Below are 25225 nucleotides of genomic sequence, written 5' to 3' on the forward strand. Positions count from 1 at the left end.
TTTCGCGAGGGGAGGAGACGGGCCGGGCACGGCGGCCGCGAGCTACGCCGGAGGCCCGGCTTCTGGCAGAATGGACGGAGATGGGCACGAGAACATGCCCGAACGTCGGAGGTCGCCCGCCTTGGCTCGCCGCCTGATCGATCGCATCCCCAACAAGCGCGCGGCGCTCGCCCGGGTCATGGGAGGGGCCGGACTGCTCGCGCTGCTCGAGCGGATCGGGATCGAGCGCGGGCGCGGGCGCGGGCGCGGGCGCGGCCGGCGAGGCGGCCGGACGCTGGCGGTCTTCACCTATCACCGGATCGCGGTGCCGGGGGTCGAGGCCGATCCCTATTACGACCCGGTGATCTCCGCCACGCCGGACGCCTTCCGCGACCAGGTGCAGGCCCTGGCGCGGCGGTTCCGGCTGGTCGGGCTCGACGAGGTCGAGCTCGACGAGCACGGGCATGCGGGCGCCCCATCCGGATCCGGATCGGCTCGCGACCGGAGGCCGCTCGGGCTGATCACGTTCGACGACGGCTATCGCGACAATGCGGAGGTGGCCTGGCCGATCCTGAGGGCGGCCGGCGTCCCCGCCGCGTTCTTCCTGCCGACCGGGATCCTCGACGCGCCCGTGCTCCCGTGGTGGGACCAGGTGGCGATGGCCCTGAAGCGGACGAGGCGGCCGGCGCTCTCGCTGGAGCGCTTCCCGGACGACCCGGAGCCGATCGCGATCGAGCTCGGCTCGAGGCCGGCACCCGCCGGCCGGACGGCGGCGATCATGCGGGTCATCGGCGCCTTCCTGGCGCACGAGGTCCCGGACGAGGCGTGGTTCCTGGGCCGGCTGATCCGGGCCGCGGAGGTTTCCCTCGACCCGGAGGCGCTCGGCCGGGGGCACTTCATGACGTGGGACGACGCGCGGCGGCTCGCCGATTCGGGGATGGCGATCGGCTCGCACGGGCGGAGCCACCGGGCGCTCGGGACGCTGGCGGCCGAGGACCAGCGTGCCGAGCTCGTGGAGTCGGGGCGGACGATCCTCGAGCGGATCGGCCGGCCCGCGGCGGCGATCGCCTATCCGTATGGCTGGCCCGGCAGCTTCACGGCGACGACCCTGGAGCTGGCCGGGGCCGCCGGCTACCGGCTCGGGTTCACGTCGCTCGAGGGGGTGAACCGGCCCGGCTCGCGAGGCTTCGCCCCGCTCGGCCTGCGGCGGCTGAACGTCGGCACGGGGGACACGCCCCAGTTGCTCCGCGCCCGGGCGGCGATGCACGCGGCGCTCGGGCGGTCGGTGCTCTGATCCGATCCGATCCGATCCGGTCCGTCCGGTCGGCGACGTCTTCGTAGGACCCATGGGCCGGCCGTGCCCGGGTTGTCGATCCGCAGAGGGCCGGGGCGACGGATCCGCCGCGCTCGGGATCGAGGGCGTCGAGATGAAGACCGCTCGGCAGCCACGCCGGGCCGGTTGGCAGGCGTGGTAGCCCCCTCTCCCCGACCCTCCCCCACTGGATAGGCCGGAGGGGCTCCCGTCGGGCGAGGGCCCGATCGGGAGTCGGGGGCGGTCGATCCCCGGCTCAGGCGAGCGTGAGGATCACGATCTCGGGCCGGCTGGCGAGGCGGAGGGGGGGGCCGGTGGTGCCGATGCCCCGGGAGACGTAGACGCGGCAGGCCGGGCCCTCGACGAGGCCGCCGAGGTACTTCTGGCCGAACTTCGAGGGGACCACGGGCGCGCCATAGCCGGGGAGGTAGACCTGGCCGCCGTGGGTGTGGCCGCTGAGCATCAGGCCGACGCGGCGGTCGGCCAGGATTTCCGCGTAGTCGGGATTATGCGAGAGCATGATCACGGCATCATCCGAAGTCGCGTCGGCGAGCGCCGGGCCGGGATGCTGGCGGTCGGTCCAGAGGTCGCCGACGCCGCAGATCCGCAGGCGATCGTCGCCGCGGAGGAGCCAGGCGCCGGAGTTGTCCACCCGGGCGATCCCCGCGCGGTCGAGCTCGCGGCGGGTGAGCCAGCCGTTCTCCCAGTGGTCGTGATTGCCGAGCACGGCGAACCGGCCGAGCGGGGCCCGGAGCGGAGCCAGGGCGGCCATCACCGGGGCGATGAAACACTCGCTCTCCGAGACGTAGTCCCCGGCCAGGAGGACCAGGTCCGGGCGCATCGCGTTGGTCGTCTCGACCACGCGCTGGACGAACGGCATCGGCGTGAACGGCCCGTGGTGGATGTCCGCCAGCAGCGCGACGGTGGTGCCGCGGAACGACGCCGGCAGGTTCGGCAGCGCGACCGTCCGCCGGACGACGTGGCAGCACTTCGCCTCCACGAGCGGATAGATGCCCCCCGCCGTGAACGCGCCCATCCCGATCGTGCCCGCCTGCTTCAGGAACCGCCGCCGGTCGATCGCCATGCGTTGAGCTCTCCCCGCCCCAGGGTCCGCGCGCAGCCCGATCGGCGCGGCTCCGCGCCATCCTGTTCGATCCCCGCGAAGGGCACAAGGTCAATCGCGGCCTGATGCGTGGAGGCGACATCCGCCCCGGCTCGCCGCCGGGCCGGGGAGTCGGGGGGTGCCGCGAAACCACGCCGGGGGGCGGGCGGGACGGGCCCTCCGCCCGGCCCGGTCCTCCCGGGAGAAATCCGGGCCGGGCCACCAAGATCTTCCTTCGGGCGTTGTGAATCCCCGAGCAGGAAGGCCGGATCGACGACTCGCCCCCGACGCGGTTCAGCCTCCTGGCCCGTCTCCGATCGCCTCGGGACGAGCGGGCCCGGGAGGAGTTCGCCGCGATCGACGGCCCGCTGATCGTCCGCCTGGCCCGGCGAGGCGGCCGACGCCGGCTGCCGTCCGGTCGAGCCGCCGCCGCCGCGCCTTTCCAGCGCGTGCCCGCCCCGCGCCGGCCGGCGACCGCGCCGAGGCCGTGTCCCCGACCCCATCGCCGCGAGCCGCCGCAGGCGCAACAGAAACGTCGGGGCCATGTCCCGGTTGCGCCCGGTCAAGGGCGAGCTCTCATCGCGCCATGTCACGCCGCGCCCGCCGCCCCCAGGTCCCCTTTTTTGCTTTTTTCGAGGAATTGCTGTCCGGTCGGATGCCTCTGGCGCATTCTTCATGAAACGAGCTGTATCCATGCGTGTCTCATGCTATGTATCATGGGACACATCGTGCTTGACTGGTTTCATCGCCTCCGCTTCATCTCGGTCGAAACTGTCCGACAATCCCGGCCAGGACGACTCGAGTCGGCCAGGTTTCGTGCAAAATCCAGCCGCAGATGCCCATGACGCATCGCGGGTCCAGAGGTCCTCGCCATGAAACGCCCCGCGTCGAGCCCGCGCCCACGCCGACGGACCCGGACCCTGGACCCGTTTTTCGAGGGCCTGGAGCAACGCCAGTTGCTCAATGGCGACACGATCACCGTCGGGCGGGTCCTGTCGTCGTGGACCGCGGCCGATCTCCAGGGCGGCCCCCTGCGGATCACCTACAGCGTGTACAACGAGCGGGACGTCGCGATGAGCGGCGTCCTGTTGACGACGTCGCTCCAGCCCGGCGTCTCGATCGTCGCCGCCTCGCAGGCGCCCGACCGGAACGGGCAGGAGCTGGCCTGGAGCCTGGGGACGCTGGCGCCGTTCGGGAGCGCGAGCGTCGAGGTGACGGTCTCGCTGCCGGTGGCGGGCCCGCAGCAGGTCGACGCCGGCGCGTCGGCCTACGGCACCGTTGACGCCCTCATGGCGTCGGACGCGGCCCCCGCGGCCGTGCTGGCCGCCGGCCCCGTTTCGGCCGCGCTGCTCGCGCCCACCGTGGACGCGGACGCCCGCGACCCCTTCATCGAGCGGAAGGCCGCGGAGCTGGACTACGCCCCCCAGCGCATCCTCGACGCGCTGCGGGCCGAGGTGGGGTACGAGGCGTACACCGGCTCGCTGCGGGGCGCCCGCGGCACGCTCTGGAGCGGGGCGGGCAACGCGCTCGACGAGGCGAGCCTGGGGGTCGCGCTGCTGCGAGCCTCCGGCATCCCTGCGCGCTATGCCCACGGGACGCTCACCGATGACCAGGCCAGGCCGCTGATCCTGTCGATGTTCCCGCGGAGCATCCAGCTCGCGGGGGCGGTCCCCGCCGGCGCCACCGTCGCCGCGCCGCAGGACGACCCGGCCCTGCTCGCCGAGGCCCGCGATCACTACTGGATCCAGCTCGACACGGGCACCGGCTTCCGCGACGCCGACACGGTCCTCGGCCCGGGCATCGGCCAGCCCGTCACCGCCACCCTCGGGACGTTCGCCGAGGTCCCCGACGCCCTCCGCCACAAGGTGACCATCTCGCTTGACGCCGAGATTACCAACACGGCGACCGCCCTCTTCGGGCTGCCCGGCCAGTCGGTCAAGACGGTCCTGGAGCAGGCGTTCAGCACGGCGGAGCTGGTCGGCCGCTCGCTCGTGGTCGGCCAGTTCGTGTCCTCGCAGGTGCTGCCGGGCCTGGTCTTCTCCGCGGTCACGCACACCTTCTCGCCCTACCTGGCGGTCCGCGACGTGGCCACGGGCCGCGACCGCGACGTCACCTACCGCGGGACCGACTTCCAGCAGTTCCTGACGAGCTTCCCGTTCGGCAGCACGATCCTCACCGGCCTGACCCTGAACATGACGCTGGGCGGGCCGGGCGCCGCCGCGGAGACAGAGAGCCGCACGCTCCTGGACCGGATCGGCCTGGACATCCGCCGCAACGGCGGCGTCCCCTCGATCTCGGCCGGGCTCAACGACCCTCCCCCGCTGGACGACTTCGACCTGACGGTGGTCCAGGTCAACTCGGGCCGGATCGCCCCGGCCGCCGACGCGCTGCTGGCCTCGCGGTTCACCCAGGTCCTGGAGGCGAATCAGGGCCTGGCCGGGCAGCTCGCCGGCGTCGACCTGACGAGCCAGGCCCCGGAGGTCCAGGCCCTCCTCCAGCGCGCCGTGACGGCCACCCGCGAGACGCTCACGGCCCTCCTGGAGCGGAAGGCGACCAGCTTCTCGCTCTGGTCCCAGTCCGAGACCGGCAACCAGGCCGCCTACTTCGGCGTCCGGGCCTACCGCAGCAGCCCGACCATCGTCCTGGCGACGAGCCACCTGGACGAGCCGACGGCGGGCTCGCAGCAGCTCCGCCTGGCGCTCGACCTGCGGCGCAACGCCATGCGGGTCCTGGCGGCGCCCGGCCAGCCGGACGACGCGGTGCTCGGCTTCCAGGTGGCCCGGGGCATCCTCGACACGATCATCGAGGGCCTCGTGATGACGCCGCCGGCGGGCACGCCGCCCGGCGCGGTGCTCACCCCCATCAACACGATGGAGATCTTCCGCATCGCGGCCGACCAGGGCATCGCCTCGACCCTCATCGGCCGGGAGAACCTCGCGCGGCTCGACGGGCTGGCGATCTCGGGCGAGGCCAGGGCGAGGATCGCCGACGCGGCCCAGGCCGGCAAGATCGTCCTCGTGCCGGTGAAAGCCGTCACGGTCGGCACGGTCAACACGATCGCGTGGTTCGAGTACGACCCCCGGACCGGCGAGACCATCGGCGTCTCCGAGGACGGCGGCCACGCGGGCGGCGTCATCGGCAACGTCTTCCTCACCTTGTTCTCGCTCCTGAACATCTCCAACGTGGCCTCCGCCGGCAGTTTCGTGGTGGGGTACATGTTCGGCGGCCTGCTCTTCAATCTCAACCTGCTCGCGTACCCGGACCCTTACGACCACATCACCATCACCGCGGGCCCGACCATCCGTGGCCAGGTCAACCTGATCAAACCGTACGTCAACCCGCAGGACTACAAGGATTACAAGGACCAGCTCGTCAAGGCCCTGAACGCCTTGGGCATCGAGTACGGGGTCGCGCTGGCGGCGGGAGGCATCACGGCGGCGATCGGCGGCGCGTTCATCGCCGGCTGGCTCCTGGGAGTCGGCGTGGCTCGATCGGAAGCGGCCGATCCCCCGGTCCTGCCGATCCAGGTCGCGCTCGACGCGCTGCCGCTGCGTCCCTATCAGCACGGCGCGGGGGTCGAGACGGTCGCGGCCTCGCTCGCGCCCGGGGCGGTGCAGGGGCAGGTCCAGCCCTCGTCGGTCCGCGTGTCCGGGCAGGTCGCCGCGTCCTGGCGGTCGCCGGGCGGGGACACCTTCCGGTCCCGCTCCCTGTCCGCCGGGCAGGCGGTCGTCCGGGACGCCAACGGCGTGATCGTGGGCTCGGGGGCGGTCGCGACGTCGGCCGGCACGCCCGTTGACCTCACGGTCGACGGCGACCACGCGGTGGGCCTGGCGGGCCTCGGCAGCCTGGCCGCGTACGCCGCGGCGACCGCCGGCCTCGGCATCGCCGGCGAGTGGACCCGCTACGACGCCCAGCTCACCGGCAACCTGACGCTCCGGCTCACGACCGGCGCCCTCACGCTCAACGGCGTCGCGCTCCCCGCCGGCACGTACACCGTGACGACCGCGCTCGCGGACCTCTCCGGCGACGGGACGATGGCCTCGCCGACGTTCTCCGGCTCGATGTCGATCCGGGCCGACGGGGCCGAGGTCGAGATCGGCGAGGGGGCCGGCCAGCTCGCCCTCCCCGGGGGCGTGATCGACGCCGCGAACGGGCTGACGCTCAAGGGATACGCCGGCACCCTGGAGCTGGCCGCCGCGGGGAGCCAGGCCGACTCCCTGACCGTCCGGGGCACCGCGGCCCAGGTGCTCGCGATCGGCGCCGGCCCGACCGGCCTGACCGCCGACCAGAACACGCCGGTGAGCTTCCCGTTCGGCCTGCGGACCAGCCTCGCCGGCTCGTACGACCTGCAGGCCGACGCACCCGCCGGCTGGCTGGTCGTGGTGAAGCCCGGCGGCGTCGTCACGGTCACCCCCGCGCCGGGGCTCCAGGGCGGCGCCTACACGATCCGCCTGAAGGCGACCTCCCAGGACGACCCGAGCCTGGTGGTGCAGGGCGAGGTGACGGTCACCGTCACCCCCACCCAGCCCGGGGTCAGCGTCGTCGTCAATCCCGACCCGGTGTTCACCGTCCCCTTCAACGGGGCGGAGCTCCCCACCTCGTTCCTCGCGACGATCCGCAACCTCGGGCCGGACGCCGAGACGTTCACCCTGAGCGTGCCCAACCCGCCGGCCGGGTTCACCGTCACCATGAGCGCCTCATCCCTGCTCATCCCGGCGGGGGAGACGGCCGTCGTCGGGATCTACCTGACACCGAGCGGGACGCTCCCCGCGCCGGGGACGCACGCCGACTTCACGGTCCGCGCGGCCGGCGGGGCGGGCCAGGCCATCGCGGCGGAGGAGACGGAGCCCTTCGTCGTGCCCGAGATCCACGGGGTGACCCTGACGGGCGCCCAGGCCGTCCTGGCCACGATCCCGGGGACGCCGACGACGGCGGTGCTGACGCTCAGGGCGGTCGGGAACGTGGGCGAGGTGGTGACGCTCTCGTCGGCCCTGGCCGCCGGCCTCACCCTCGACGGACTCGGCGGGCCGATCACCCTGGCGGCCGGCGAGTCGAGGACGATCACCGTCACCCTGACCCCGGGCGCGGCGGTCCCGCTGAACAGCACGCTCACGGCGACGATCACCGCCACCACCGCGAACCAGCAGGTGCAGACCCTGGTCGTCGGCCTCCGCGTGGCCGTCCCCGGCGCCGACGCGATCGCCGCCGCGTCGTCGGCCGTGCGCGGCCTCGGCAACGACGCGCTGGCGGACCGGCTGGACGACCTGAGCCTCGCCCTGACGGACCTCGTCCGCGACCCCGCGAGCGCCGTGTCCAAGGGCCAGGCCCTGGCGGCCCTGGACAGCGTGGCCCGGCAGCTCGGCGCCGACCCGGCCACCGCGGGCTACGCGTCGGCGCTGACGGCGTCGCGCCAGGCGCTCGCCGACGCCGCGACGCCCGCCGCGGTGGGCGCGGCGGTCTCCGCGCTGGGGGCCGCGCTCGACGGCCTGGGCGCCGCGCTCACGGACCTGGCGGCGCACCGCTTCGACCTGACCCTGGTCGACAACAGCCAGTCCGCCCAGCCGCAGACGCCCATCGACTTCCACGTCGCGATCCGCAACCGCGGGACCGCATCGTCCACGTACACCTTCCTCGTGACCGGGCTGCCGGCGGGCGTGTCGGCCTCGTTCAACGTCCCCTCGATCACGCTCGCCCCCGGCGCGGCCAGCGGCGGGCAGGACGTGGTGCTCACGCTCACCTCGACCTCGGCCAGCGAGCTGCGTGCCTTCAGCTTCCAGGTCGTGGCGACGGTGGAGGGGACGGCCGGGGTCAGCCAGGCGACGACCGGCGCCCTCACGGCCCGCCGGGAGGTCGTGTCGGTCGTCTCCGTGGCCACCGATCCGCCGTTCGTCGACCCGGGCGGCGTCGTCACCGTGTCGGCCCGGGTGCTCAACGCGGTCAATCGCGAGCAGCAGGCGACCGCGACGTTCGTCGTCACCAACGGCTCGGGGCAGGCCGTCTTCACCTCGACCCCCACCCCCGTGGCCCTCGGCGTCGTCACGTCGCTGGTCACGGCCACCCTCGGGACGTTCGACACAACCGGCCTGGCGCTCGGCGCGTACACGGTCCTCGTGCGGCTCGTCGACGCGGGCGGCCAGCCCATATCGGGCGGGACCGGCCAGGCGACGCTCCTGGTCGGCTCGCCGGTGGGCGCCAGCCTGACGGCCGCTCCGGCGGTCGTGCCCCCCGGCACGAGCACGGTCACCAGCACGCTCACCATCGACAGCCTTCAGCCGCCGGCGCCCGCGATCGGCCTGGCGGGCCAGGCCGCGGTCGCCGGCGCCTCGGGCGTGGCCCGCAACGGGGATTACGTCTACGTCGCGGGGACGTCGGGGATCAGCGTCTTCAACATCGCCGGCGCGAACCTCCAGGCCCCGCAGTTGGTGCGCGTGGTGGGCTCGGCGACGAACGTCCTGGAGATCCGCGGCAACCTGCTGATCGCGGTCCGCCAGGGGCTGCCCAATACCAAGCTCGACACCTACTCGCTGACCGACCCGTCCAACCCCCAGTTCCTGGGGACCACGGGCAACATCCCGTATTCCTCGGCGACCGACATCGTCGTGACCGACACCCACGTCTTCGTCGCGATCGTGAACCTCGTGTTCGACTCCTTCAGCAACGGGGTCCTCTCCCAGCCCGGCGGCCTGTTCGCGGTGAACATCAGCAACCCCGCGGCCCCCTTCTTCGACGGCGACGCCGTGGCGCTCAAGGGGACGCCGGCCGGCCGCGACGGCGTGGACGACGGCGTCCTGTTCAACGACAACGGCACCAGCGACGACGGCGTCGGCGTCTTCGCCCCCATCGACACCAGCGGCGGCAACCAGATGACCTGGGACCTGGCCCAGGTCTCGCCCACGATCCTCCTGCTCATGGGGAGCTCGGCGACCGGCGGCAACACGCAGGCCGGCGTGGGCCTGGTGCGCGTGGTGGACGTCAGCGACCCGCGGAACATGCGCCTCCTGCGGGACATCCAGGTCCCCGGCACCGTCCACGCGTTCGGCATCGCGGTCGACGGGGACAGGGCGTTCGTCACCGCGACCGAGGGGGGCGTCGCCAACTTCACCGCGGGCCACCCGTTCACGGGCAGCGTCGTCCTGGCCACGCTCGACCTGAGCGACCCCGCGGACCCGAAGGTCATCGACACGGAGAAGCAGCCCGACCTGGCGAGCGGCGTGACCTTCGACGCCAGGGTCGGGACCGACCTGTACGCGTACGGCACCAGGGGCGCGACCGGCACCCAGACGAGGCTCTACCTCGTGGACGCCGGCGACCCCACGAACCTGGTCTCCGCCGGGATCGACGTCCCGGCGGCGATCCAGGACATCGCCGGGGGCGACGGCCTGGTCCTCACCACCGACGGCGCCAGCCTGATCATCTATCAGATCCTGGCCCCGCCCGGCGTGCCCGCGACGGCCCAGGTCTTCGTGCCCAAGCAGGCCGGCGTGACGATCGACGTCGGCTCGTTCAGCATCCCCCCCTCCCAGGTCATCGCGGGGACCGATTTCGACACCTACGTCTTCGAGACCTCGCTCACCGCGGCGGCCCCCTCGCGGACGATCACCTGGCGGACGACCGTCACCGGGATGCAGCCGGGAGAGGCTCGCGACCTGAGCCTCGCCTCGACGGTCTCGTTCACGAGCCAGGGCACCGCCGGGCAGCTCGGGCTGCCGGCCGTCTCGGTCGCGGCCGCCCAGGTCCTGGGGCTCACGCCCGCGTCGCGGGCCGTGCGCCCGGGGGCGCCGGGGGCGTTCACCCTCGCCGTGTCCAACCCGACGGCCGCCCCCGCCACGTACGCCCTCGCGATCCGGGGCGTGCCGGCGGCCTGGTCGAGCCTGCCGCCCTCCGTGACCGTCGCCGCGGGGGCCACCGTCGCGGTCCCCTTCACGCTCACGTCCGAGGCCCTCGCCGCGCCGGGCGACCGCGAATTCGTCGTCGTTGCCACCGCGGGGGGCACGACCGGCGAGGTGGGCGGCACGCTCACGCTCGCCGGGGATCCCGTGCTGCCCGACGCGGCCGCCCACGGGGTGGTCGTCCTGCTGACCTCCACGCAGGCGACCGCCGGCCAGGGGACCCCGGCCTTCTACACGGTCCGGGTCGTCAACACGGGGAGCCAGGCCGAGACCTACACGCTCGCGCTGACGCCCCCGCCGGGCGTCGACGGCACCCTCGGGCAGGCGACCGTCGCGGTCCCCCCGGGCGCGGGGAATTACCGGGAAGTCCGCCTGACCCTGACACCTCGCCCCGGCACGGCCGCCGGGCCTCATGGCTTCACGATCACGGCCACCTCGGGGTCGGCCTCGGGCGCGGCCTCGGGGACCCTCGCGGTGACCGCCGCCGGGGTGAGCGTCGGCCTGGCCCCCTCGTCGGACCTGACCGGCCGGCCGTTCCAGGTCACCGTGACGAACACCGGCACCACGGCGGACACGTTCGACCTGGCCCTGGCGGGCCCGGCCGCGCTCGCGGCCGAGCTCGCCCTGACGCGGGTCACGCTCGGGCCGGGGCAGTCGCAGGTCGTCCCGGTGACGGCCCGCGCGATCGGCTTCGCCTTCCCCGACGACCTCGACCTGGTCGCGACCGCGACGTCGCACGTCGACCCGGCCGTCCGTGGCGCCGCCGCCGCGCAGGTGACGATCCCGGCGACCACCGGCCTGGCGGCCCGGTTCGACACCGCTTCGAAGAAGCTCGACGCGCCCGGCTCGACCTCGCTCCTCCTGCGGGTCACCAACACGGGCAACCTCGAGGGCCGCTTCCGCCTGGTGATCTCCGGCACGGACGGCCCGATCACCGCCCGCCTCATCGGCGGCGACGGCCTGCCCGCGCCGGAGCTCACGATCGCCCTCCCGGGCCTCTCGCAGGCGACCGTCCTCGTCCAGGTCGACGCGTCCGCCCTCGGCACGGGCACGATCCGGGTGGACGTGCAGTCGCTCGACTCCCCCGCGCTGATCGCGCAGGCCACGGCCCAGGTCCTGGTCGGCACCGATGTCCCGGACGAGCCCCCCGTGACGCCCGCGGACACGACGGGGCCGACCGTCACGTCGCTGGCCCGCCTCGGCTTCCACCATCAGCCCACCCTCCTGGTCCTCAGGTTCAGCGAGCCGCTGGACGCGGCCCGGGCCACGAATCCGGCCAACTACGTCCTGACCATCGCCGTCCCCGGCCGCCACGGCCGCCAGGCGACCCGCCAGATCCGGATCCGCAGCGTCGAGTACGACCCGACCACGAACTCGGTGACCCTCCGGCCCCGGCAACACCTGTCGCTCTACAAGACCTTCCGGCTGACCGTGTCGGGGATCACCGACGCCTCGGGGAACCCGCTCGACGGCGACCGCGACGGGACTCCCGGCGGCGCCTACCGGGCGCCCGTGAATCGCCACATCTACGCCGGCCGGTCGGTCAAGCGGGTCGTCAAGACCAAGGCCGCTCCGAAGCCCGCCGGCCATGCCCACCAGGTCGCAAGGCCGCACAAGGTCGGCGGGAAACGATGACGACGCGGCCCGATCGACCGGGCGGCACCCCGCCCCTGGACGATTGACCCCTCCGGGCCCGGCTCGTAGGATCAGGGCGATTTGCCCGTCCCGCGGCGAGCATCCCCGCTCGGCCCGCGGTCCGATCCTTGCGAGCGTGGCCCGGGAGAATGGGGCGAGACGATGGCCGACCGTCCGTACATCTTCTTCGAGCTCACCAACGCCCTCTGCTCGAGGTGCCTGCGCAAGGTCGAGGCCAAGGTCGTGATCCGGGACGGGCGCGTTTACATGCACAAGTTCTGCCCCGAGCACGGGGCGGAGCGGGTGCTCGTCTCGACGGATGCGGACTACTACCAGTTCAGCCGGCGGACGCTCAAGCCGGGGCAGATGCCCCTCAGGTTCCACACCGAGATCGCCCGCGGCTGCCCGTTCGACTGCGGGCTCTGCCCGGACCACGAGCAGCACAGTTGCGTCGCCCTGGTGGAGGTCACGGACCACTGCAACCTGACCTGCCCCGTCTGCTACGCCGACAGCTCGCCGCGGCGCGAGGCCCATCGGCCGCTGGAGCAGGTGGAGGCCATGCTCGACGCCGTTGTCAGGAGCGAGGGGAACCCGGACGTGGTCCAGATCTCCGGCGGCGAGCCGACGATCCACCCGGACTTCTTCGCGATCCTGGACGCGGCGAAGGCCCGGCCGATCAAGCACCTGATGCTCAACACCAACGGCATCCGGATCGCCCGCGAGCCGGGGTTCGCCCGCCGGCTGGCGGACTATCGCCGCGGCTTCGAGGTCTACCTCCAGTTCGACTCGCTCGACGCGGGCCCCCAGAAGGCCCTCCGCGGCGCGGACCTGACCGAGGTCCACGCCGGGGCGCTCGACGCGCTGGACGAGCACGGGATCTCCACCACCCTGGTCGTGACCCTGAAGAAGGGGCTCAACGACGACCAGGTCGGCGCGATCCTCGACTTCGCGCTGACGCGGCCGAGCGTCCGCGGGGTCACCTTCCAGCCGATCCAGGACGCGGGCCGCGTCGAGGATTACGACCCCGCCCGCGATCGCCTGACGCTCTCCGAGGTGCGGTCGAGGATCATCGAGCAGTCGCCGATCTTCGGGCCCGGGGACGTGGTCCCGGTGCCGTGCCACCCGGACTGCCTGGCCATGGCCTACGCGCTGAAGCTCGGCGGCGAGGTCGTCCCGCTGACGCGGCTCTTGGACCCGACGACGCTGCTGGAGCTGCAGGGCAACACCGTGCTCAACGAGCAGGATCCGCGGCTGAGGAAGCTCGCGATCGAGCTCTTCTCCACGTCGCACTCGCCGGACAGCTCGGCCTGGACGCTCCGCCAGCTCCTCTGCTGCCTGCCGGAGTTCGCGGCGCCGCCGGAATTGACGTATGATAGGGTATTCCGCATTCTGATCGTCCAGTTCATGGATGCCTATAGCATGGACATCCGCTCGGTGAAGAAGTCGTGCCTCCACATCGTCCACCCGGACGGCCGCCTGATCCCGTTCGACACCTACAACCTCTTCTACCGCGATCGCGCGGCGGGGGCGGGCTTCGCGGACACCCCGGCGGCCCCGCCGCTCGTCCAGATCGGGGCGGGGGGAGGCCGGCCATGAGCGAGCCCGAATCGGGCGCATCCGAGGGGCCCAAGCCGCAGCCGAAGCCGCAGCCGCCCCCGGGCGGCGAGCTGTTCTGCCTGCGATGCGGGGCACGCAACGACCCCGGCTCGGCCGAGTGCTGGCTCTGCGGCGAGCGCGCGCTGTCGACGGCCCGGCCGGTGGGCCCGTCGCCGGGGCGGCCGTCGGGGGGGAACCCGTTCGTCTTCACGATCGCGGGCGGGATGCTGGTGATCGCCGTCGTCGCCGTCTGCCTGGCCCTCTACGCCAACGCGCCGGGGCTGCTCGTCCTGCTGGCGGCGACGGTCGCCCCCGCGCTCGCGATCGTCCAGGTCCAGGCCCGTCGGCGACGGCGGCGGGGCGATCCCATGTCCGGGGCGGAGCGGTTCGGCTGCTTCATGGTCTATCTGATCCTCGCCCCCGTGCTCCTGATCGGGGCGGCCATCATCGCGCTCCTGATCTACTGCTCGGTGGTGGGCGGCCCGAACTTCCATTAGCGGGCATCTCGCATGACGAATCTCCCCCAAGCCCCGCGGCCCGGATTGGCCTACGCGGCGATCATGCTGGCGGCGATCTTGACGGCGATCTTGCTCCGCCGCGGGCCGGGGCGGCTGCTGCCGCTGCCCCTGGGCCAGCGGCTGGGGATCGCGCTGGGGGCCTTCTGCGGGATGATGATCGGGGCCAAGCTGCCGTTCGCGCTGGCGGACTGGGAGGGGCTGAAGTCGGGCGCCGCCTGGCTGGACAACGGCAAGACGATCCTCGCCGGGCTGGTCGGCGGGTATCTCGGCGTGGAGACGGCCAAGGCGCTGCTGGGCGTGACGATCAAGACGGGCGACAGCTTCGCCGTCCCGGTGGCCGCCGCGGTGGCCGTCGGCCGGCTCGCCTGCTTCGTCGGCGGCTGCTGCTACGGCAAGCCGACGGGCCTCCCCTGGGGCGTGACCTTCCACGACGGCATCCCCCGCCATCCGACGCAGCTCTATGAGTCCGCCTTCCACGCCGCCATGGCCGTCTTCCTGGCGTGGACGGAACGGCGGGGGCTGTTCGTCCATCAACGAATCAAGCTTTACCTGATTGCCTACCTGGCCTACCGGTTCGCCACCGAGTTCCTCCGCCCCGAGCCCGTGATCCTGCTGGGCCTGACCGCGTACCAGCTCGCGGCGATCGGCCTGATCCCGGCCTTCGCGTACCTCTGGCACCGCGACGCGGCCACGGCGACAATGCCCACGAGCGCGGGATGACTCCTCGGTTCACGATGCGGTGGACGAGCACGCGGGATCGGTCAAGGGAGACGCCAGTCCATGAGCGACGCATTGCAACCCATCGGCGGCAAGTCCTTCGAGGACCTGAAGCAGGCCAACGAGCACGGCGCCGAGTACTGGAGCGCCCGGGACATCCAGCCCCTCTTCGGCTACGGCCAGTGGCGGCGGTTCGAGAACGCCATCAAGAAGGCGCAAACCTCTTGCGAGCAATCGGGTAACGACCGCGACCACCATTTTGCCGGCGCCGGCAAAATGGTCGAGCTCGGATCGGGGAGCGAACGCCAGGTCCCCGACTACCACCTCTCCCGATTCGCCTGCTACCTGATCGCCCAGAACGGCGACCCGCGGAAGCCGGAGATCGCCCTGGCCCAGCGGTACTTCGCGATCCAGGCCCGCCGTCAGGAGATCTCCGACGCCCACGCCGCGGACGCGGAGCGGCTGGAGCTGAGGCGGCAGGCGGGCGAGGAGTTCAAGAACCTCTCCGGCGCGGCCCGGCAGGCGGGCGTGAGCAACCCGCTGTTCGGCATCTTCCACGACGCCGGTTACAGGGGGATGTACGGGGGCCTCGGCCGGGACGCCATCAAGCGGAAGAAGCAGATCCCCGAGAAGGACAACCTGATGGACCGGATGGACACCACCGAGCTGGCCGCCAACCAGTTCCGCATGACCCAGGCTCGCGAGAAGCTGGCGCGGGACGGGATCAGGTCCGGCGATCGCGCGATCCGCGCCCACGAGCAGGTGGGCAAGGAGGTCCGCGAGGCCATCCGCCGGATCGGCGGCACTCTCCCCGAGAACATCCCCCCCGCCGAGCCGATCAAGGACGTCGAGAAGCGGCTCAAGCAGGCCCGCCCCCGATTGGTCCTCGACGACCAGGACGCGGGGCTTGCGGGGTGATGGGCCGGGAGAGGAGCCTGGGCCGATGGTTGAGGAGAAGTGCTAGAATGGAATCACACGATGAGAACTCCCTGGCAACCGACGCCAACATCTCCGCAGGACGACCAATCCTCTCATGCCTCGCATCTTCGACAACATCGATCAATCGCTACTCCCGGCAATCCGGGAAACGCTTGCGCTGTCGGATCGGGCGGATTTCTGCGTCGGCTACTTCAATTTGCGCGGATGGAGGCAGATCGACGAACGGATTGACCGCTGGTCGGGAGGGCCAGGACATTGCTGCCGCCTCCTCGTCGGGATGCAGAAATTGCCGAAGGAGGAGCTGCAAGACGCCCTCAGTGTTCTTGGCTCGGATCACGCGATCGACAACCAGACCGCCATCCACAAGAAGCGTCAACTCGCCGATGAATTCCGCAAGCAGTTGATGGTCGGCGTCCCGAACAACCAGGACGAGGCCGGCCTGCGGCGGCTCGCCGGCCAGCTCCGCGCCGGCAAGGTCGTGGTCAAGCTCTACCTCAGACACCGTCTCCACGCGAAGCTCTACCTCCTCTTCAGGCCCGATCCCATTACCCCGAGGATCGGATACCTGGGCAGCAGCAACTTGACGTTCGCGGGGCTCTCGCAGCAGGGTGAGCTCAACGTCGATGTCGTTGACCAGGATGCCAGCGCCAAGCTGGCGAAGTGGTTCGACGATCGGTGGGAGGATCGGTGGTGCCTCGACATCTCGAAGGAGTTGCTCGAGATCATCGACCAGAGCTGGGCCAGGGCAGAAGTCCTGTCCCCCTATCACATCTACCTCAAGATCGCCTACCACCTCTCGCAGGAGGCTCGGGCGGGCCTCAACGAGTTTCGGCTGCCGCGGGACTTCGCGGACAGGCTCTTCGAATTCCAGGTCGCGGCGGTGAAGATCGCCGCCCACCACCTCAACAAGCGCGGGGGCGTGCTCATCGGAGATGTCGTCGGCCTGGGCAAGACGCTCATGGCGACGGCCGTGGCCCGCATCTTCGAGGACGACCACGGGCTGGAGACCCTCATCCTCTCCCCCAAGAACCTGGTCCCCATGTGGGAAGACTACCGAGAGCGATTCGGGCTCAGGGGCCGCGTCCTCTCGATCAGCCGAGCGATCAAGGAGCTGCCCGAGAAGATGAGGCGCTATCGCCTGGTCCTCATCGACGAGAGCCATAACCTTCGCAACCGGGACGGCCGGCGTTATCGGGTCATACGCGACTACATCCAGCGCAACGAGAGCAAGGTCATCCTGCTCTCGGCGACCCCCTACAACAAGTCGTACCTCGACCTCGCCAGCCAGCTCCGGCTCTTCCTCGCCGAGGATGCCGACCTCGGCATCCGGCCCGAGACGCGAATCCGGGAGCTCGGCGAGACCGAGTTCATCCGCCGCCACCAGTGCGCGCCTCGGACCCTCGCGGCCTTCGAGAAGAGCGAGCATGCCGACGACTGGCGCGAGCTCATGCGCCTCTACCTGGTGCGGCGGACCCGCAGCTTCATCCAGGACAACTACGCCCAGACCGATCCCGAGACACAGCGGAAATACCTGACCTTCCGCGACGGACGCCGCTCCTACTTCCCGATCCGGCGGCCGCGCACGATCAAGTTCAAGTACGACGACCACGACCCGGACGACCAGTATGCCCGGCTCTATTCCACCCCCGTCGTCGACGCCATCAACCGGCTGACCCTGCCGCGATACGGGCTGGGTAACTACCTGCACGAACGCCCGCACGACCCGCCAACAGCCGCGGAGGCGAAGGTCATCCAGGACCTCTCCCGCGCCGGCAAGCGGCTCATGGGCTTCTGCCGCACCAACCTCTTCAAGCGGCTCGAGAGCAGCGGCCGGGCCTTCCTCCAGTCGGTGGAACGCCACCTCCTCCGCAACTTCGTCTATCTCCACGCGATCGACGCGGGGCTCCCCTTGCCCATCGGGACCCAGGATGCCACCCTCCTGGACTCCCGCTTCAACGACGCGGACTGGGAAATCCCCGACGACGAGGCCGACGAGGAGACCTCGCCGGATCTGGCCGACGGCCCGGGCTGCCTTTGCACCGAGGAGCAGTTCCGCGCCCGGGCGGCCCAGGTCTACTCGGAATACGCCGGCCGATGGCCCAGGCGCTTCCGCTGGCTGCCGGCCGCGCGGTTCCTCCCGGCGCTCGCCCGAGACCTCCGTGGCGACGCGACCGAGCTCCTCGACGTGCTGGCCCGTTGCGGCGACTGGGACCCCGGCCGCGACGCCAAGCTCGATCGGCTCGCGGCGCTCCTCCTCAAGAAGCACCCGGGTCGCAAGGCCCTCGTCTTCACCCAGTTCGCCGATACCGTCGCCTACCTCGTCGCGGAGCTCCGCAGGCGCGGCGTCGAGGACATCGCCGCCGTCACCGGCGACTCCGCGGACCCCACCGAGCTGGCGCACCGCTTCAGCCCGGAGAGCAACGGCAAGCGGGCCTCGGTCCCGCCGGCCCGCGAGCTCGACGTCCTGGTCGCCACCGACGTCCTCAGCGAGGGGCAGAACCTCCAGGACGCATCGATCGTCATCAACTATGACCTCCCCTGGGCCATCATCCGCCTGATCCAGCGCGCCGGCCGCGTCGACCGCATCGGCCAGAACTCGGCGGAGATCCTCTGCTACTCGTTCCTCCCCGCCTCGGGCGTCGAGCGGATCATCCACCTCCGCGCCCGCGTCCGGCAACGGTTGCGGGAGAACGCCGAGGTCGTCGGCTCCGACGAGTCGTTCTTCGAGGACGACCGCAACGACGACGTCATCCGCGACCTCTTCACGGAGAAGGCCGGCATCCTCGACGGCGATTCGGACACCGAGGTCGACCTCGGCTCCTTCGCCTACCAGATCTGGAAGAACGCCATCGACCGCGATCCGCCCCTGGAGAAGACCATCCCGGACCTCCCCGACGTCGTCTATTCCACCAGGCCCTGCACCCCGGGCCCGGACCGCCCCGAGGGGGTGCTCGCCTATGTCAGGACGGCCGAGGGCAACGACGCCCTCGCCTGGCTGGACACGGCGGGCCGCGTCGTGACCGAGTCCCAGTTCGCCATCCTCAGGGCCGCCGAGTGCACCCCCGAGACCCCCGCCATCGCCCGACACGACAATCACCACTCGCTGGTCCGCCGCGCCGTCGAGCTCATCGCCGACGAGGAGAAGGTCGCCGGCGGCCAGCTCGGCCGGCCCTCGGGCGCCCGCTTCCGTACCTACGAACGCCTCAAGAACTACGCCGACGCCGTCAAGGGGACGCTCTTCGACACCCAGCAGCTCCGCCGCGCGATCGAGAACATCTACAACTATCCTCTCAGGCAACTCGCCGTGGACATCCTCAACCGGCAGCTTCGCCACGGCATCAGTGACGAGGACCTCGCCCGCCGCGTGGTCGAGCTCCAGGAAGAGGGCCGGCTCTGCATCATCCTCGACGAGGAGGAATCGCAGGAACCCCGGATCATCTGCTCCATGGGCCTGAAAGCGACGAAGGAGCCTGTCCCGCCATGTCCCTGAACGTCGAGCGTGCCCGGGACTGCCTGCGGTCCTTCGACTTCTCCCGACTCTTCATCGAGGAGCTCGGCTGGTCCCGCCCCGCCCGCCGGGCCGACGTCGCCATCGAGGCGAAGGACGCCCGCGCCACGGGCCGCCACGCGGCCGAGCTCTCGGGCGCCGTCGTCATCGAGGTCACGGCCCACGACGGCGCCATCCCCGACGCGAAGGCCCGCGCGGCCATCCACAAGGAGATCGCCAAACAGCACCACGAGAACCTCCTGATCTTCGTCGACCGGGAACGCACCCAGAGCCTCTGGTACTGGGTCAAGCGGCAGGACGGCAAGTCACTGGTACGCGATCATCTCTACCTGAAGGGGCAGCCGGGCGACCTCTTCCTCGGCAAGCTCAACCAGATGGTCTTCGACCTCGCCGACTTCGACGCCGAGGGGAACGTCAGCATCGTCGATGTCGCCCGCCGGCTCCAGTCCGCGCTCGACGTCGAGAAGGTCACCAAGAAGTTCTTCCGCGACTTCCAGGAGCAGCACGTCGCCTTCCTGGAGCTGATCCGCGGCATCGACGACGAGCGGAACCGGCGCTGGTACGCGTCGGTCCTGCTCAACCGCCTGATGTTCATCACGTTCCTCCAGAAGAAGACGCCCGGGTTCCTCGACGGCGGCAATCGGTCCTACCTCAGGGACAAGCTCGTCGAATCGAAGGCGCGAGGCGCGGACCGCTACTATTCCGAGTTCCTCCAGGCCCTCTTCTTCGAGGGCTTCGCCAGGCCCGAGGCGAAGCGGTCGGCCGCGGCCCGGAAGCTGCTCGGCGACATCCGCTACCTCAACGGCGGCCTCTTCCTCCGCCACCGGATCGAGATCGAGCACCCCGGGATCGCCGTGCCCGACTCGGCCTTCGAGAACCTCTTCGACCTCTTCGACGGCTACACCTGGCATCTCGACGACACGCCCGGCGGCAAGGACGACGAGATCAACCCCGACGTCCTCGGCTACATCTTCGAGAAGTACATCAACCAGAAGGCCTTCGGCGCCTACTACACCCGCCCGCAGATCACCGAGTACCTCTGCGAGCAGACCATCCACCGCCTGATCCTGGACGCCGTCAACACGCCCGACGAGCTCCGCGCCCACCCCACGCGCGGGGCCAAGATCCGGGCCTATGACTCGCTCGGCGACCTCCTCCTGGACCTGGACGCCCCGCTCTGCCGACGGCTCCTCAACGAGGTCCTGCCCAGGCTCAGCCTCCTGGATCCCGCCTGCGGCAGCGGCGCCTTCCTCGTGGCCGCGATGAAGACCCTGATCAACGTCTACGCCGCGGTCATCGGCCGGATCAAGTTCCTCAAGGACAAGGAGCTGACAGCCTGGCTGGCCGGCATCGAGGCGAAGCATCCCAGCCTCAGCTATTACATCAAGAAGCGGATCATCACCGACAACCTCTTCGGCGTCGACGTCATGGAGGAGGCCACGGAGATCGCCCGCCTCCGGCTGTTCCTCGCCCTGGTGGCCTCGGCGCGGACGGTGGACGATCTGGAGCCGCTGCCTAACATCGACTTCAACATCCTCGCCGGCAACTCCCTCATCGGCCTCCTCCGGGTCGACGAGACCGCCTTCGAGTCCCGCCTCTACCAGGGCAACCTGTTCCGGCCGAAGTATCGCCAGGTCCTTGACGAGAAGAACCGCCTGATCGATAGCTTCCGCCACGCCACCGAGTACGCCGAGGACCTTACCTCCCTCCGCGACACCATCGCCGAAAAGAAGCGCGAGGCCTACGACTCGCTCAACGAGATGCTCCTAGACGAGTTCCAGGAGTTGGGCATCAAGTACGAGGAAGCCACCTGGGACACGGGGAGAAACAAGGAAGGAAAGTCGATCAAGCGTGCGCTTGCACCGGCGGACATCGAGGCACTTCATCCCTTCCACTGGGGCTTCGAATTCGACGACGTCCTCAACCGCCGCGGCGGGTTCGACGCGATCATCACGAACCCTCCCTGGGAAGTCTTCCAGACCGACGAGAAGGAGTTCTGCCAGCAGTACGAGGATTCGATTCGGAAGAAGAAGATTCGAATTGAGGAATGGACCGAGAAATTCGGCGGTTTCATGAAGGAGCCTGAATTCAGGAAGGCCTGGCTTGCTTATGCTTCGCGATTCGCCCACCTGAGTTCATACTTCAAGAACGCCGAGCAGTATCGGAGCCAGGTTTCGACGCAGAATGGCAGGACTCATGCCACCAAGATCAACCTGTACAAGCTCTTCGTCGAGCAGTGCTTCAACTTGCTGCGAGAGGGCGGTCGGTGCGGGATGATCACTCCCGCCAGCATTTACAGGGATCTTGGGGCGAAGCAACTCCGATCGCTTCTGTTCGACCGATCCGACCTGAACCCCGTCTTCGGACTATCGAATGAACGCTTCCTCTTCGAAGGAGTTCATCACTCGTTTGGAATCTGCATTCTCGCGTTTCGGAAAGGGGGTAACACCGACAGCATCTCCGCCTCGTTTCGGATCAATCCCCGTGAGGCAGTTGCCGCCGAGGAACTGGGCGACTTTCTCCATGATCCCTCCGTCCGGATACAGATTCCCACATCGCTCGTCCGTCGCCTGTCTCCCGACTCGCTCTCGATCATGGAATTCAAATGCGACCTCGACGTGCAGATCGCCGAAAAGTTGACGCGTTTCCCCTTGCTCGGCCAGCCATCCACGGAGACCTGGAACGTTCGGTTCGCGCAAGAGTTCAACATGACCAGCGACCACAACCTCTTCAAAACCTCGTCCGGCAAGGGTCGGCTACCGCTCTATGAAGGCAAGATGATCCAGCAGTTCCAGCACCGCATCGTCGAACCAAAATACTGGCTGGACGAACGCGAGGCTCGCGCGTCGTTGCTGGGCCGCAACCCCGATGAGGGCCAAGTTCTCCCCTACCAGGGTTTTCGACTCGCCTTCCGTGATGTCGCGCGTAACACGGACGCCCGAACGGCCATCATGACCATGTTGCCGCCGAGAGTCTTCTGCAGCCATCCGCTCCCCTATGTCATCGTGACATCCATGGACCCTCATGTTTCTCCCCACGTGATCGCGCTGCTCTTCTGCTCCCTCGTTAATAGTCTTGTGGTTGATTTTTGCTTACGCCAGCGTGTGACGACTCATCTCACTTTCTTCCTGATGAACCAACTTCCTATACCTCGGATCACGAATCGGGAGCCATTGTTCCGCCCGATCGTCGACCGGGCGGCTCGTCTCTTATGCACAACGTCAGAATTTGACGATCTAGCTCGAGATGCGGGCCTCAAGAGTCACCGGAGCGGCGAAACCGATCCGGATCACCGCCAACGGCTACGCTCTGAACTCGATGGTCTGGTCGCAAGACTCTATGGCCTGACCTGGGACGAGTTCGCCCACGTACTCGACTCCTTCCCTCTTGTTTCTGAGTCGGCAAAGCTCGCCGCCAAGAACGCCTACCGTGACGTGGAGCGGGGGCTCATTCGATGACCGAGCGGTTCGCCCTCAACAAGGTCTCGATCCGCCACTTCAAGGCCATCCGCGAGAGCGGAACGGTCCCGCTCACGCCGCTAACAGTGTTCATCGGCAACAACGGCTCGGGGAAGAGTAGCCTCGTGGAAGCCCTGGAGGCTTACAGCGACCTGGTCGTGTGGGGGCTCGATTTAGCGTTCCAGCGCTGGGGCGGACTCGATTTCGCCTGGAACAGGGCGGTCCCGCACCTGCGGAAGTCCACGTTGACTCTCGCCAATCCCATCACCATGAATCTTCGCGGCACCTGGGGCCGAGGGGCCTTTCATTCCCTGATCGAGCTCGGCTCGGAGGTCGCGGTCTCCCCGCCCCACATCGAGAAGGAACTCCTCAAGCTTCCCTCGGGACGCCTCTATCGTCGCGATCGCATGGGCCGGGTGGAATCCTTCAACGACGACACCCTCGACCGCGTGCGAAAGGCCGCCCCAACGGAATCCGCCAGCCCGCAGGACTGGTCGAACCTCTGCCGACGATGGCAGTTCCTCCGGCTCGATCCCGCCGCGATCGGCCAGCCCACGCGGGTCTCTGCCATGGGCTCGTTCCCCATGCTGGAGCGCGACGGGTCGAATCTCGGGCAATACCTGCTCTCGCTCCGCGACGCGAGCCTGGATGCCTTCGAGGAGTATCTTGACGCCCTGCGGTACGTGGTGCCCTATCTCGGCGACCTTCAGACCAGGATCGTCGACCTGATCGGCCGGCAGGCCCACCTGGAGATGACCGAGGAGGATTTCAAGGTCCCCGGCTGGCTCCTCTCCACGGGCACGCTCCGCATCGCCGCGCTGCTGGCGTGCCTGCGGCATCCCACGCCCCCCCCGCTGCTCGTCGTCGAGGAGATCGAGAACGGCCTGGACCCGCGGACGCTGCACCTCGTCGTCGAGGAGATCCGCGCGGCCATCACGGCGAGGACGACGCAGGTCATCCTCACGACCCATTCGCCCTACCTCCTGGACCTGCTCGACCTCTCCCACATCGTGGTCGTCGAACGCCACGAGGGCCAGCCCGTCTTCCACCGCCCGGACGCGGCCGAGCTCGCGGAATGGTCGCGCGATTTCTCCCCCGGGCGACTCTACACCATGGGTAAACTGTCGAAGGGCCGATGATGGCCAGGATCAAGACGCAAACATTACGGGTCGGCCTCCTCGTCGAATGCGGCCGCGACGGCCTGGAGGACGTGCTCTGCCGCCGCATCTTCGAGCTCTTGTGCGTGCTCCCGGGCATCACGTTCGAGGCCGACGTCGTCCCCATGGACAACAAGCGCCGGCTGATCCAGGAGTGCGGGACCGTGGCCGCCCGCCTGCTGGGCGACGGCTGCGACCGCGTCGTCATCCTCTGGGACGAGCGGCCCGCATGGCCTCAGCAGGATGAGCGGCTCTGCTGGCACCGAGACCGGCAGGACGTCCTCCGCAACCTGGTACAGGCGCGAGTGACGGAGGGCCGGGCCCACCTGGTCTGCATCGAGCGCGAGTTCGAATCGTGGCTCCTGCACGATCACCGGATGCTCTCGGCCGTCCTCTCGACCCCAGCCCACCGGGTGCGCGTCCCCGCCCAGAGCAACCCGCATCAGATGCCGAATCCGAAAGGGACGATGACCAGCCTCTTCCGCCAGCATCGCGGCCGGCGCTACGTGGACGTCCAGCACGCCCGGGACTTCGCCCGCTGCCTTCAGGACCTCAACAGCCTTCGCCGCTGCGAGTCTTTCCGGCGGTTCGTCCACTGCCTGCTCGGCCGATCGCCCGAGGGCTGGACGCCGTACGTCTCCCGCGATCGGAGGGGGGACGAATGACCGCACCGGATCGGACTCGTGCCATCCTGGAAGACCTGGAAGCCGTGCGAGAGAACCTGCTCGCGCTCTCCGACGACATGTGGGACGGCATCGACCGCCAGGACCTCGCGTCGTTCGACGAGGGGGTCCGCTTCATGCGATCCTACCTCGAGAAGACGACGGAGTTCGATCGCCTGGCCGCCGACCTCTCCGCGCTCATCCAGCAATACACCAGGGTCTCGCTCGACGAGGGCGAGGAGACCGGCCACGAGGACCGCGAGCGGAACGAGCGGATCATCCGCGAACTGAACCGCGACGAGCCACACACGCTCGACGAGGACCTGACGTACAAGCGCCCGCACGGCTTCATCCTGGCGGGCCAGGCGACCAGCGGCATCACCACCTGGCAGCGGCTCTATGAGCTCGTCTGCCAGCAGCTCGGCCGCCGCGACGGGTCGCGATTCCTGTCCCTCCTGGACGACCCCGAATTCATCAGCAACCGCGGCCACCACAAGGTGACGCGCGACCCGGACACCTTGTTGCGCGCGCTCGAGCTGGGGCGCGGACTCTTCATCGAATGCAACCTGTCGGCGAACGGGATACGGGACATGATCCGCCGCCTCCTGATCGCCTTCCGACTCGACCCCGCCGAGTTCCGGCTCTTCCTCCGCCAGGACCGCGACGCGGGCCGCGACGAGCGGCGGGACTGATCTCGCGGGCCGGGTTGACCTGCATCAGGATTCGGAGGTTCTTCAGGGCATCTTCCACGAT

The 25225-nt window shown here is 69.9% G+C and carries 12 protein-coding genes; 11 read left to right on the top strand and 1 reads right to left on the bottom strand.

Annotated features, from left to right (window positions below; all coding sequences use genetic code 11):
* The first annotated feature begins 121 nt into the window (after nucleotides 1–121).
* Entirely contained in the window at nucleotides 122–1273 is a 1152-nt protein-coding gene (locus G6O54_RS10920) for a polysaccharide deacetylase family protein (RefSeq protein ID WP_165224653.1), read from the top strand.
* 274 nt (nucleotides 1274–1547) lie between these two features.
* On the opposite strand, the gene G6O54_RS10925 is transcribed toward G6O54_RS10920, so the two are convergent.
* Nucleotides 1548–2375 carry a metallophosphoesterase gene (locus G6O54_RS10925; RefSeq protein WP_165224656.1) on the bottom strand — a complete coding sequence of 276 codons (828 nt, stop codon included), beginning with the start codon at nucleotides 2373–2375 and terminating at the stop codon, nucleotides 1548–1550.
* Between the two features lie 890 nt (nucleotides 2376–3265).
* On the opposite strand from G6O54_RS10925, the gene G6O54_RS10930 reads away from it, so the two are divergent.
* The 10 genes from G6O54_RS10930 to G6O54_RS10975 all read left to right on the top strand — a co-directional run bounded on the left by G6O54_RS10930 (nucleotide 3266) and on the right by G6O54_RS10975 (nucleotide 25164).
* Nucleotides 3266–11917, top strand: coding sequence for a transglutaminase domain-containing protein (locus G6O54_RS10930; protein ID WP_165224659.1), 8652 nt, complete (start codon nucleotides 3266–3268; stop codon nucleotides 11915–11917).
* A 162-nt stretch (nucleotides 11918–12079) separates the two neighbouring features.
* Entirely contained in the window at nucleotides 12080–13513 is a 1434-nt protein-coding gene (locus tag G6O54_RS10935) for a radical SAM protein (protein ID WP_165224662.1), read from the top strand.
* Complete coding sequence (locus G6O54_RS10940) at nucleotides 13510–14010, top strand: hypothetical protein (RefSeq protein WP_165224665.1); 501 nt, start codon at nucleotides 13510–13512, stop codon at nucleotides 14008–14010. Before G6O54_RS10935 ends, G6O54_RS10940 begins: the two co-directional genes overlap by 4 nt.
* A 12-nt stretch (nucleotides 14011–14022) precedes the next feature.
* Nucleotides 14023–14751: a prolipoprotein diacylglyceryl transferase gene (locus tag G6O54_RS10945; protein ID WP_165224668.1), complete on the top strand. Its 729-nt coding sequence runs from the start codon at nucleotides 14023–14025 to the stop codon at nucleotides 14749–14751.
* 60 nt (nucleotides 14752–14811) lie between these two features.
* Complete coding sequence (gene dinD / locus G6O54_RS10950; protein ID WP_165224671.1) at nucleotides 14812–15666, top strand: DNA damage-inducible protein D; 855 nt, start codon at nucleotides 14812–14814, stop codon at nucleotides 15664–15666.
* A gap of 115 nt (nucleotides 15667–15781) precedes the next feature.
* Nucleotides 15782–19177 (top strand): helicase-related protein, encoded by a 3396-nt coding sequence (locus G6O54_RS10955; RefSeq protein ID WP_165224673.1) that lies wholly within the window; start codon nucleotides 15782–15784, stop codon nucleotides 19175–19177.
* Nucleotides 19168–22653 carry an Eco57I restriction-modification methylase domain-containing protein gene (locus tag G6O54_RS10960; protein WP_165224676.1) on the top strand — a complete coding sequence of 1162 codons (3486 nt, stop codon included), beginning with the start codon at nucleotides 19168–19170 and terminating at the stop codon, nucleotides 22651–22653. The genes G6O54_RS10955 and G6O54_RS10960 overlap by 10 nt, the downstream gene beginning before the upstream one ends.
* Entirely contained in the window at nucleotides 22650–23792 is a 1143-nt protein-coding gene (locus G6O54_RS10965) for an AAA family ATPase (RefSeq protein WP_165224678.1), read from the top strand. The genes G6O54_RS10960 and G6O54_RS10965 overlap by 4 nt, the downstream gene beginning before the upstream one ends.
* Nucleotides 23789–24475, top strand: a complete 687-nt coding sequence (locus G6O54_RS10970) for a DUF4276 family protein (protein ID WP_165224681.1) — start codon at nucleotides 23789–23791, stop codon at nucleotides 24473–24475. The genes G6O54_RS10965 and G6O54_RS10970 overlap by 4 nt, the downstream gene beginning before the upstream one ends.
* Entirely contained in the window at nucleotides 24472–25164 is a 693-nt protein-coding gene (locus G6O54_RS10975; RefSeq protein WP_165224684.1) for a hypothetical protein, read from the top strand. The genes G6O54_RS10970 and G6O54_RS10975 overlap by 4 nt, the downstream gene beginning before the upstream one ends.
* Nucleotides 25165–25225 lie beyond the last annotated feature (61 nt).

The sequence above is a fragment of the Aquisphaera insulae genome, from assembly GCF_011064615.1.
Classification (GTDB): domain Bacteria; phylum Planctomycetota; class Planctomycetia; order Isosphaerales; family Isosphaeraceae; genus Aquisphaera; species Aquisphaera insulae.